Here is an 11,942-nt window from a genome sequence, read left to right on the forward strand (position 1 = left end):
TACCTTCCCGGGATGATGCCAACGGGCTTCAAACAGGGAGTGATCAAAAGTCACGGGCGTATACGCCCAAATTTTATTACTTTAGCAGGAATACCACCAACCTTATACATAATTTTTCCAGTAGCCTGCTAACTATAATGCACGATAATATCTATATTGACAAAGCATTGTTTCAACGCATCTCGGAGGGTGATGAAGGAGCGTTTGGTGTCCTGTTTAATGCCTCCCTGCAAACGTTGGAACCCTTTATCCAGAAAATGGTAAAGTCGCCCGAAAATGCCAAGGAAGTGATACAGGCCACTTTTCTGCGGGTATGGCTTAGCCGGGATAAGCTCCCCGATATTGATCAACCCAAGGCCTGGCTGTATAAGGTGGCTGCCAACGAATGTTATACCTATCTCCGGAAAGAAGCGACAGAATATCGTTTACGCGAAACTGTGATGGTGGGCAATGATGAAGCAGATACGCCCACGCGGCTACTAAGCCTCAAAGAGCTGCATGTGCTCATTGAAGAGGCCGTACTGCTATTATCTCCTCAGCGCCGCCGCATTTTCCAGATGAGCCGTAACCAGGGTATGAAGATCCCGGAAATAGCCACTGAGCTGGATCTTTCCCCTCATTCTGTAAAAAATGCACTGGTCTTTTCTTTAAAAGCTATCCGGGAACACCTGCGCCGTTACGGACATACCATTCCCCTCGTTTATTTAATATTTATCAGCCGGTAAATTTTTTTTTAGTGAGATAGGTCCTTTATGTCTTCAGCTCATTCTTATTAGTGGGTATACTGTTAAATATACTCGTATAAGCATGCAGGAGCAAAGGGTAACGTATTTATTGCAACAGCGTCTTTCCGGTAATGAAACGGCGGCGGAACAGGCAGAACTGTACAACCTGTTGAAGGATGACGACAACATGGAGCTGTTTATGGCAGCGCTGACAGACCTGATGTGGCAGGCGCCCGAGGGCGCAGAGGCTGATCCTTCTGCCCGCGCCACATTGTTGAAAAGTATTACAGCAACCGACCTTACACTTCCTTTTGTGGAAACGCTTCGTCCGGCGCCGTCTATCCGCTGGTGGTGGGCTGCTGCAGCTATTGCCGGCATCGTGCTGGCTACTGTCGGTTATTGGATGTGGAAGCCGGTAAACAGTATCGCCCCGGTACCCGCTATTGCGCGCTACAAAAATGATGTGGCTCCCGGTGGCAATAAAGCGATCCTTACCCTGGCAGATGGCTCCAGCATTGCCCTCGACGACGCAAGAAATGATACCCTGGGTAAACAAGGGAATACCAATATCATCAAAACCCAAAACGGACAGGTATTATATAAGGCGGAAAAAGCCACCACCGCCATCACCTACAATACTTTAACCACGCCCCGCGGCGGGCAATACCAGCTTACTTTACCCGATGGCACGCAGGTGTGGCTGAATGCTGCCAGCTCCCTGTATTTCCCCACTGCTTTTTCCGGCAACAGCAGGGAAGTAGTACTAACGGGAGAAGCATACTTTGATGTGGCCACATTGCCGGAAAAACCTTTTCGTGTGAAAGTAAATGGAACAACCATTGCTGTACTGGGCACGCAGTTTAATATCATGGCTTATGCCAACGAACAAACGATGGCCGTAACCCTGCTCACCGGCGCCGTGAATGTCAGCAATAACGGGGTCGTGAAAAAATTACAACCAGGTCAACAGGCACGCGTTTCGGCTAATAACAGCATCTCCGTTACCGAGGCAGATACACAGGCCGCAGTGGCCTGGAAAAATGGTTTTTTCATCTTCGACCGGGCCGATATTACCACCGTGATGCGGCAGTTGGAACGATGGTATGATATAGAAGTGGTGTATGAAGGTACACCGCCTGAAATGCGCTTTGGCGGCGGTATACAGCGCAGCCTGCCTTTGTCGCGGGTATTAAATATTTTAGAAAAAAATCAGGTATCATTTAAAATCGAGGGTAGAAAAATCACTGTAGTACGATAGCAAAACCACCATATTTTTTAACAACTAAACCAACTGACTTTTGAATTAAGGAATCATTGCTAAAAACCAATGCCATTAAAAAACCAGTGATGGGCAAACATCACTGGTTGGAGGCAATAAATTATTCGTGTAAACTCATTTTTATCACCGAAATCAAATGTATGATTTTAACTGCTTTGTTCCAAAACAGAGAGGGGGCCGCCTGCGTGCGAAATCAGCCCTGTATCAACACTTCAGAAACGCATCACCACCAATGCAGATCTTACTTGCCGGCTTATACCGGTGCAATGAAAAAAAACAATCAGCCAACCAAAATTTGGAGGATCATGAGGTTATCTGCTTTATTACTAATGGCCGGCGCTCTGCAAATCAGCGCCAAAGGCGTGGCACAACGGGTGACCATGTCCGTCAGAAATACACCGCTGTCAACGGTGTTCACTAACATCAACCGGCAAACCGGTTACATCGTTTTTTATAATTACGACGCGCTGGAAAGCACCCGGCCCGTGACGGTAGAGGTGAAAAATGCAACCATCCAGGAATTACTACATGCCTCACTGATGGGACAAGGCCTGGAGTATGCCATAGACGACAAAACCATCACGGTCACTAAAATCATTAGCCGCGTACCGGAACTACCGGTGTTGCCGGCACAAATAGTGATCACCGGACGTATCACCGACGAAAACGGTGTGCCGCTACCCGGCGTTTCAGTGGTGGTAAAAGGTACCAGCAAAGGCACGCAAACCAATAACAACGGTGAGTATACGGTAGTGGTGAAAGATGAAAATGCCGTGTTGTCATTTACCTATATCGGTTTCGAAAAACAAGAACTGGTCGTAGGTAAAAATGGTGTGATCAGTTTACAACTGAAAGCATCCAACAACAAACTCACCGGCATCGATGTGGTAAACACCGGCTACCAGCTCATTTCCCGGGAACGGGCCACCGGCTCTTTTTCGGTTATTGACCCCTATCGCCTCCGCGCCAAATTAAAACCAGACCTGAAATCAGCCATGGAAGGACAAGCCACCGGGGTAGTACTCACCAAGGAAGGCAACCTGGAAATCCGTGGCGTGTCTACCATGCTGGGCACCGCTGCCAGCGCGCCGCTCCTGGTCGTAGATGGCTACCCCAGCTCCGCAGGACTGGAATCACTGAACATCGATAACATCGAATCCGTGAACGTCCTCAAGGATGCCGTAGCTGCTTCCATTTACGGCGCCCGCTCTTCCAACGGCGTGATTGTAGTCACCACCCGCCAGGGCAGAAATGGTAAACTGTTGGTGGAATACAAAGGCTCTACCGGTATCACACTGAAACCAGACCTGAAGTACCTGAACAGGGCTTCTTCCGCCGATTTTGTAGATGCGGAAATAGAACTCTATAACCTCGATCCTAACGGCAACCTGACTGACTATAACAACTACGGTACTACCTCGCAGGTAAACTACCTCCTGATTGCAAAGTCACAGGGATGGCTCAACGAAAAAGACGCAGATGCGCAGATCGCCGCGCTGAAGAACAACGATGGACAAGGACAGCTGCAGAAATATTATTTCAGGAATCAGTTCACCCAGCAACATAATATTTCTTTGTCCGGTGGCAGTGAAAAAAGTATGCTGAACGCCGCAGTGAAATATATTTCCAATGAGAATAATACCGTCCGCAATTCAGACAACCGCCTCATCTTTGATATGAAGAACGACTGGCGCCCCGGCAAACGTGTATCGATACGCTTGTTCTCCAACGTGAACTACGCCACTTCCACCGCCCCGGCAAGAGGCTGGCAGGATATGCTGGCATATACCAACACCTCCCTGCTGCAACCCTATGACCTGGTCGTAGATCCGGCCACCGGCGCGCCACAAACCATGGAGTTCAAGAATCTGAAAAAACGTGACCGCTATGCGGCCATGTCCGGCATGAAACCATTGTACTATAATCCGCTTGCAGACCTGGGTCTGGAAACGGTGACGGGCAAAACCCTGCAATTAAGATTAGGTGGCAGCATCAACATAAAAATCCTGGATGGTCTCAGCGCAGAAGCCGGTGGTTCCTGGAGCCGCGGCGATTACCTGGGCAGATCACTGTACGATAAAAATGCGTACCGTGTAAGACTGTGGTATGATGATAATACGTCTATCGCCAACCCTTCCAAACATTATATTCCGGATGGCGCAGTGGTAAATGAGAGCCGCAATTTTAACCAGAGCTATATGTTCCGCACCCAGCTGAACTTTAACAAAGTGGTGGCGCGCCGCCACCGCATTTCCGCTATCGCCGGAAATGAAATCAGCAGAAATACGGCAGATAATAATAACCTGCCTACCCGCTTCGGCTATAACGATCAGGCAGGTACGTTTTCTACTTTTAACTATGCCGATTATAATGCCGGTAATTATACCGCCGACAAACTGGGTACCAGCAGCCCCACTGCCAGCATAGGCAGTTATCTCTATCAGGATAACCGCTTTGTGTCCTGGTATGCCAACGGCTCCTATGAATACGATAACCGCTTTATTCTCAGTGGTAGTATCCGCCTGGATCAAACCAATTTCTTTGGTACCGATCCCCGCTATCGCTACAAACCGTTATGGTCTGCCGGCGGTACCTATAAACTGGCGGAAGAAAAGTTCTTTAATATCAGCGGAATCGATCGCCTGGATCTGCGCGCCTCCTATGGGATCAACGGAAATATTTCGCTGAACTCAGGCCCTTTCCTGATCATCACCCCCGGCTCTTATTCTAATTATACGGGAGATATCTCTTATGGTATCACTTCTCCCCCTAATAATTCCCTGCGCTGGGAAAAAACAAAAAGCACCAACTTTGGCGTAGACATTTCTTTGCTGAAGAGACGGATCAATGTAACCGCCGACTACTACCTGCGTAACAGCAGTGACCTGCTGGCAGCAGATGCCATTGATCCTACCCGTGGCTTTAGTTCCCTCACCAAAAACATTGGCGCAGTAAGAAATCAGGGCTATGAACTATCTGTGGATGCAGACGTGATCCGTAAAAAGAACCTGGTATGGAATACCTTCTTCAACTTCAGTTATAACAACAATAAAGTACTCACCTATAATGTTACCTATCAGTACCCGTCGTCTATTACCAATGGTGCTATTAAAAAAGCCGGCGACCCGCTGGATGCCTTGTACAGCTACCGTTACGCCGGATTGGATAATAATGGGGTATCACAGTTTTATACCAGCAAAGGAGAAAAAAGTGGTGGCGGAAATGTATCAGTAAACGATTTGATTTACAGCGGTACACTACGCCCCAAATATGCCATCAGCATGACCAACTCCTTCCGGGTGAAAAGTTTTGACCTGTCGTTTATGTTCATCGCCAAATTAGGAAATGTGTTAAGGAGAGATGCCTTCAGCGGATCTAATATCCTGAATAAACACGTGTCTGAAAGATGGAAACAACCGGGCGATGAAGCCAAAACCATCTACCCAAAACTCAGCGACTGGAACATGGATATGTTTTATTTCCCTTACTCCGATATCCTGATAGAAAGCGGTAGTTACATGAAGTTGCGGGATATCACGCTAACCTATGATATTAATCCGCGGTTGCTGAAACAAATAGGCTTCAGCAGCGCGAGGATCTACCTGCAAAGCCGGAATCTGTTCATGATCACGGCTAACAGCGACCATCGCGATCCGGAAACATCTGAACTGAACCTCAGCGGCGGTACCGGCGCATTTACAGAACAGGGATTCAGCTCCCTGCCATTGCGGCCTGAGTTTTATGTAGGGTTATCATTCAGTCTTTAACATTTAATTGTGGCGATCATGAAACAGTATATACTTATTCTATTAACCATTCTTTCCGGGAGCCTGGCTTCCTGCAGCAAATTCCTGGATGTAAAGCCGAAAGGAAAACTCATCCCTTCGGAGGTGGCAGATTTCGATCACCTGCTCGATAATGCAAATATTGCCCAGTGGGCTTTTGTAGACAACAACGTAGGTTGCAACCTGGGCTACCTCACAGATAACCTGGCTATGTCTGAAGGCATTGGCAATATCAACTATAAAGCCAATAACCATCCTAACATAGATCGTTACTGGGCTTATGTATTCAGACAGCCCTATAAAAATCCGGCTACCTCTGATTATTTCTGGGACTGGGGTACCTATCGCTCCATGGCTTATTTCAACAACGTGATAGAAGGGGTGCACGGCATCCCTAACCTGAGTGCAGAAAATCAGCAATATGCAAAGCGGGTAGTAGCGCAGGCGCTGGTAGACAGGGCATGGTCTTATTTTATCACCACCCTGGTGTATGGCCCGGTGTATAAACCTGGTACAGCCAACGACACTAAAACCATTCCTTACGTGATCAGCGCAGACGTAGGCGCAGCGTTGCCGGATCTTTCCACGCAGGAGCAAACTTTTGCACTGGTATCAAAAGATATACAAACCGCTTTGCCCGATTTGCCGGAGGTAACCAACTGGCCATCGCGTCCTAATAAAGTAGCGGCGCAGGCATTGCTGGCGTATTATCACCTGTTTACCCAGAAGTATGATAGCGTGGTGTATTATGCCAATCTCGCCTGGACCGCCGCCAGCGCAAGCGGTACTGATAAATTGATTTATGACTACAACGGCTTTTCGTGGACGGATCCTACCAATGTGGTAAACAGTACGATTAAAGCACAAGATAATTTCCTGACAGTGGCCAACAGCCGCGAGAATTTATTTTACAGAAACCTGGATGCCGGCGCCGGCAGGTCTTCTTCTTCCTATCCTTCGGAGGAAGTGATTGCCTTGTACGACCAGGCGAATGACCTGCGCTTTAAATACTTCTTTTTAACAGCACCCGGTTATAAAACTACTTACAACAACGTGACCTATGATGATGGCAACAGGATACAGTACTATCGCGGCTCCAAATCCAATATGACGGCGGGCTTCACCTATCCGGAACTGCTGCTCATGCGCGCAGAAGGATATGCCCGCACCAATCAGTTGTCTTCCGCCATCGCCGACCTGAATACGTTGCGTCGTTACCGTTATAAAACCGGAACGCCCGCATTGGGCATTGGCTCACAAACAGAAGTAATACAGCAGGTGCTGGACGAAAGAAGGCGGGAACTGCCACTGGGCTCATTTAAGCGCTTCCTGGATTTGAAAAGATTATGCCTCGAAGCCGGTAAGCCATGGAGCAAAACAAAAATTACACACAAAGTAGGAACGGAAGTATTCGAAGGCGTTATCGATTCAAAAGATTTTATCCTGACCATCTCGAACCTAATCCTTAAATTCAATCCACAGTGGAATATACCATTGGATGGGAGACCCTTTTAAATCAAAAACAACACCATATGAAACACATTTTAATGACTATGCTGGCTGCACTGCCTGCCACACTATTCGCTCAGGACGGCGCTTTTGTGCTGAAGGGGAAAATAGGAACCCTGGATGCTCCTGCCAAATTATTTCTTACTTATCGTGCTAATGGCGAAGTGATCAGAGACTCTGCCGCTTTACAACAGGGTGCATTTGAATTCAAAGGAAAAATAACTGATCCGGTAAAAGCGACCCTGATGCTGCGTCATACGGCCCCTACCAACATGATGTCTTATAAATCAGATATGCTGGCGGTATACCTGGAAAAAGGAACCATCACACTGAGTGCCACAGATTCTGTGTATAACGCCGTGGTAAAGGGTTCTCGCCTGAACGACGATCAGCAGCGCCTGCAGGCAAAATTAAAAAACATCAGTGCACAAAGGGATCAACTGACAGCAGACTACATCGCTGCCAGCGAAGAAACCCGTAAATCGGATGGCTTTAAAAAAGCCTATGATGATAAAAGTAAAGCACTACGTGCAGAAGAAAAGAATATTTATAAGGCATTTATAACGGAAAATCCCAAATCACCTGTTAGTCTGGATGCCATCCAGAATTTTGCAGGATCTATTCCGGACAACGTAGATGAAATAGAAGCGGTGTACAATGCTTTATCTCCTGTGGTAAAAGACAGTAAAAAAGGAAAAGAAGTAGCCGGTATTATTCATGGCTGGAAACAAACCGCTGTTGGCGCTATCGCACCTGCCTTTACGCAGAATGATACATTAGGTAAACCAGTGAGCCTGGCTGATTTCCGCGGTAAGTATGTATTGGTGGATTTCTGGGCCAGCTGGTGCGGTCCCTGTCGCGCAGAAAACCCACATGTGGTAGCTGCCTTTAACAAGTATAAAGACAAACAGTTTACCATCCTCGGTGTATCGCTCGATCAGGCAAACGGGCAGGAAGCGTGGCTGAAGGCGATCCACACCGACCAACTCACCTGGACACATGTATCTGATCTGAAATTCTGGGAAAATGAAGTGGCCAAGTTATATGGTGTGCGTGCCGTACCACAAAATTTCCTGCTGGATCCTAATGGGAAAATAGTAGCGAAGAACCTGCGTGGAGAAGCATTGGATAAGAAGCTCGAAGAAATACTGAAATAGCTTTTAGCTATTAGCTTTTAGCTTTTAGGAAATGCAGCGAATGATTAACATATTATGATCTTCGCTGCATTTCCTAAAAGCTAAAAGCTAACGGCTAACAGCTTCTACTACTATCTTCCCTTTTGTTGTCCCCTTTTTCATTTCCGTCAACGCTGCTTTCATCTCATTAAAAGCAAAGACTTTATCCACATACGATTTTATTTTCCCGGACTCCAGCAACACCGCAATCGCATCAATTGCTTTTTCTTCAGAAAACACACCGGTATAACGTACATCAAAACCTTTCGATTGGAAGTAAGCCATATCTGTTGGCGCCAGGGGATGGGGGAGATGGAAAAGAGCGGCTCCGGGAGCGAAGTGTTTTTCGTACAGGGAGGCTGGGTATCTTCCGCCGGAATCTAATACCAGGTTCAGTTGCAGGCTATCTGCCTGTTCAAAATCAAAGTTGTTGTAATCAATAATTTCATCTGCGCCTATATGGCGTACCCAGTCTGCGTTGGCGGCACTGGTAAGCCCTATTACATAAGCCCCACGTTCTTTAGCCATTTGCACCGCATAGTGTCCTACGCCACCGGCAGGTGCAGTGATCAATACCCGGTCACCTTTTTTCACCGGATAATGGGTGTAGAGGTTTTGCCAGGCGGTAATAGCTGCCAGCGTAGCAGCTGCCGCTTCATTAAAGGTAATATTGTTAGGTTTTTTAGCGAGATGGACAGCCGGTGCGGCTACATATTCCGCGTATACGCGTCCATGTCCCGGCATCCTGATCATGCCGAATACTTCATCGCCTACCTTGAATTTGGTGATTTCGCTGCCCACTGCGGTAACTACGCCGGCTATATCTGATCCGAGGATCAGCGGGGAAATGCCATCCAGTGCGGGTGCCCAGCTGGCCCGTATTCCGGTTGGCGTGGTGAAGTCTTCCAGCGTTTTATAATCCACCGGGTTGATACCAATCGCCTTCGTTTGAATTAATACTTCTGTAGGACCTGGCACCGGAACAGGTGTTTCTGATAATTCCAGGGAGGCGTTTTTATCCAGTCTTTCTAAAATAATTGCTTTCATCGTTGCTGCATTTTTGTGTGTACAAAGCTAGTCTCCCCGCTTTCATCAGAAGCGTACGCAAAAAGGAATCAGCAGTAACAGAATGGGATAGCCCTTTATCAGCCCACGTTTATTATGTAGATTTGTAGTATGGAAAAGGTACACGACCCATTCAGCATTACCACGTCTACACTGGACTACTGGGAAAAACGCAACCGCAGAAATAATTTTTTTGAGTTGGTATATATCCTGGAGGGCGCTGGTGAGCAACAGGTAGAACATACGCATACCGATTATAAAAAAGGCAGCATTTTTTTGTTGCCTTCTTCTGATTGTCATACGTACCGGATTGATGAAAGGACGACGTTTCTGTTTATACAATTCAACGCCAGCTTTTTTTCCGGGGAACAGGATTGTGTGATTGACTTTGGAAAATGGTTTTGTCGTCTCAATTTTATTATAGGCAACTACAACCGGCAGGCGGGAGAATTGATCAGCAACGAAAACGATAAACAACACCTGGTGCGCTTACTGGAAATGCTGATGTATGAACAGCAGCGGCAGGATGGGCATTCCCGCAGAATTATGCAGGGACTCATGGTGGCCGTGTTGGAACTGATTGCCCGCAACGTGGCCACGGTATTGCCCGGTGAACAGGGCTTCGAAAGTAAACGTTTTGCCGATCTGATACTGCATATTCAATATCACCTGCTCGATGAAGATAAAATTACACCACAATATCTTTGTCAGCGCTTTAGTATCTCTGCCAATTATTTCAGCGAATACTTTAAACGCAATGCCAGCGAAACCTACCAGGAATTTGTGCTGCGCTCCAAATTGAAACTGGCCGAAGCAAAGGCACTATATACAGATATATCGTTCAAGGAAATCGCCTACGACCTTGGATTTACAGATAGCAGTCATCTGAATAAAATGATGAAACGGTTTTACCAGAAGGGGATGAGTGACATCAGAAAGCAGGCGGTGTTGGGGGCAGCATAGTAAATCCTGCCTACTTTATTTTCTCAAAAGAGTAATGCCCTTTTACATATTTATTGAGATAGGTACCTTTTGATCCCGACGACTTCATCGCCAGATAAACCGTCTCCGGCACACCTTTATAGTCGTATATCATGCCCGATACGAAAATGATCCGCAGGGTAAGTGTATCGGCGTTATAGATCATATGTGCAACCACAGATGACGGCATATATGCCGGACCTCAATTATCATACCGGTGAAGCATCACTTTTTTAGCGTTCCCATAATCGCCTTATCCATCAGGTTGTCTGATAATATTTTCCGGAAGAAAAGGGAAGGCCCTGCCATGTAACCGGCAGCGTAACGGGCTTTCGGCCTCCGGGCTTCAATGGCCTTTTGAATCAGCTCCGCAATGATCAACGGTTCCGGTGAATTGGGCTCCATGGTTTTGAAGGTATCGGCGAACCTTCTCGCCAGGTTTTGATAGGCAGTATGCCCCGATACTTTCACCAGGCTGTCGAACGCGATGCCACTCCATTCTGATTTTATACCGCCGGGTTCTATTACAATCACATCTATACCAAACTGCTTTACTTCATTACGTAGTGCGTCACTGAGTCCTTCCAGCGCAAATTTGCTGGCATGGTACCAGCCTCCGAAAGGCGTTGCAATTTTACCCCCTACAGAAGAGATGTTGACGATTTTGCCCCATTGCTGCTGTCGCATGGAGGGTAATACCAGTTGCGTTAAACGGGCAGCGCCAAACAGGTTTACCTCCAGCTGGTATCTGGCGTCGGCAATAGGCACATCTTCTACGGCGCCATAGGAGCCAAAGCCTGCATTGTTGATCAGGATATCTATTTTTCCTTCGCGGGTCATGATATCGTTCACACCTTTTACCATGGTGTCATCGTCCGTCACGTCCATTTGTAGCATATGCGCCCCTTCGGGTTGCAGGTCCTGCATTTTATCCAGTCTGCGGGCGGCGGCATATACCGTGTACCCGTTTTTTGCCAATACCCGGGCGGTTTCTTTGCCTATTCCGGCGGAGGCGCCCGTGATCAGCACTACTTTTTTCATGATCTTTTATTTAGTGTAACAAAGATCATCGTTAAAAGGATGTGTTGTTTTGGCAGGAGGCTCAAAGATGTTTGGTGGGGAGCTCACACCAAAATTGAACTACTTCACTTAAATTTACCACATACAAGGAGCAGCTATTGGATGTTGAGCGATAGGATCAATGCCGGAGCCCCCCCATCATTATTACTTTAATCATACTACGAATGTCTGATGCTGTATCGTTCCTCAGTTATGGAGGATTATTATTTTTGTTCCTGTCTGTATATGGGCAAACCGGGTTGTTTTTCTGTTTCTTCCTGCCCAGTGGCGGGTTTATGTTTACGGCGGGGGTATTAATGGCTACCGGTAGTTTACATTACAATGTGCTACTGGTTTGCGTGCT

9 protein-coding genes are annotated in these 11,942 nt (G+C 47.1%); 6 read left to right on the top strand and 3 right to left on the bottom strand.

Annotated elements, in window-relative coordinates; translation table 11 throughout:
• The 5 genes from VIP81_RS08985 to VIP81_RS09005 all read left to right on the top strand — a co-directional run.
• The coding region (locus tag VIP81_RS08985) for an RNA polymerase sigma factor (protein WP_331958701.1) at nucleotides 1-725 on the top strand (725 nt) is incomplete at its 5' end.
• An 82-nt stretch (nucleotides 726-807) separates the two neighbouring features.
• Nucleotides 808-1,983, top strand: a complete 1,176-nt coding sequence (locus tag VIP81_RS08990) for a FecR family protein (RefSeq protein ID WP_331958704.1) — start codon at nucleotides 808-810, stop codon at nucleotides 1,981-1,983.
• Between the two features lie 326 nt (nucleotides 1,984-2,309).
• Nucleotides 2,310-5,771 (top strand): SusC/RagA family TonB-linked outer membrane protein, encoded by a 3,462-nt coding sequence (locus VIP81_RS08995; RefSeq protein WP_331958707.1) that lies wholly within the window; start codon nucleotides 2,310-2,312, stop codon nucleotides 5,769-5,771.
• An 18-nt stretch (nucleotides 5,772-5,789) separates the two neighbouring features.
• Complete coding sequence (locus VIP81_RS09000) at nucleotides 5,790-7,304, top strand: RagB/SusD family nutrient uptake outer membrane protein (RefSeq protein ID WP_331958710.1); 1,515 nt, start codon at nucleotides 5,790-5,792, stop codon at nucleotides 7,302-7,304.
• Nucleotides 7,305-7,321: 17 nt separating this feature from the next.
• Nucleotides 7,322-8,455 carry a TlpA disulfide reductase family protein gene (locus VIP81_RS09005; RefSeq protein ID WP_331958713.1) on the top strand — a complete coding sequence of 378 codons (1,134 nt, stop codon included), beginning with the start codon at nucleotides 7,322-7,324 and terminating at the stop codon, nucleotides 8,453-8,455.
• 87 nt (nucleotides 8,456-8,542) lie between these two features.
• On the opposite strand, the gene VIP81_RS09010 is transcribed toward VIP81_RS09005, so the two are convergent.
• Nucleotides 8,543-9,520: an NADP-dependent oxidoreductase gene (locus VIP81_RS09010; protein WP_331958716.1), complete on the bottom strand. Its 978-nt coding sequence runs from the start codon at nucleotides 9,518-9,520 to the stop codon at nucleotides 8,543-8,545.
• A gap of 129 nt (nucleotides 9,521-9,649) precedes the next feature.
• Between VIP81_RS09010 and VIP81_RS09015 the strand changes: the two genes are divergently transcribed.
• Entirely contained in the window at nucleotides 9,650-10,501 is an 852-nt protein-coding gene (locus tag VIP81_RS09015) for a helix-turn-helix transcriptional regulator (protein ID WP_331958719.1), read from the top strand.
• 10 nt (nucleotides 10,502-10,511) lie between these two features.
• Here the strand turns inward: VIP81_RS09015 and VIP81_RS09020 are convergent, their stop codons facing one another.
• Both VIP81_RS09020 and VIP81_RS09025 read right to left on the bottom strand, forming a co-directional pair.
• The gene (locus VIP81_RS09020) at nucleotides 10,512-10,709 is read right to left on the bottom strand and encodes a KTSC domain-containing protein (RefSeq protein ID WP_331958722.1); all 198 of its coding nucleotides are present in this window, start codon (nucleotides 10,707-10,709) and stop codon (nucleotides 10,512-10,514) included.
• A 35-nt stretch (nucleotides 10,710-10,744) separates the two neighbouring features.
• The gene (locus VIP81_RS09025) at nucleotides 10,745-11,560 is read right to left on the bottom strand and encodes an oxidoreductase (protein WP_331958725.1); all 816 of its coding nucleotides are present in this window, start codon (nucleotides 11,558-11,560) and stop codon (nucleotides 10,745-10,747) included.
• Between the last annotated feature and the right edge of the window lie 382 nt (nucleotides 11,561-11,942).

The organism is Chitinophaga sp. (genome assembly GCF_036566945.1).
Classification (GTDB): Bacteria; Bacteroidota; Bacteroidia; order Chitinophagales; family Chitinophagaceae; genus Chitinophaga.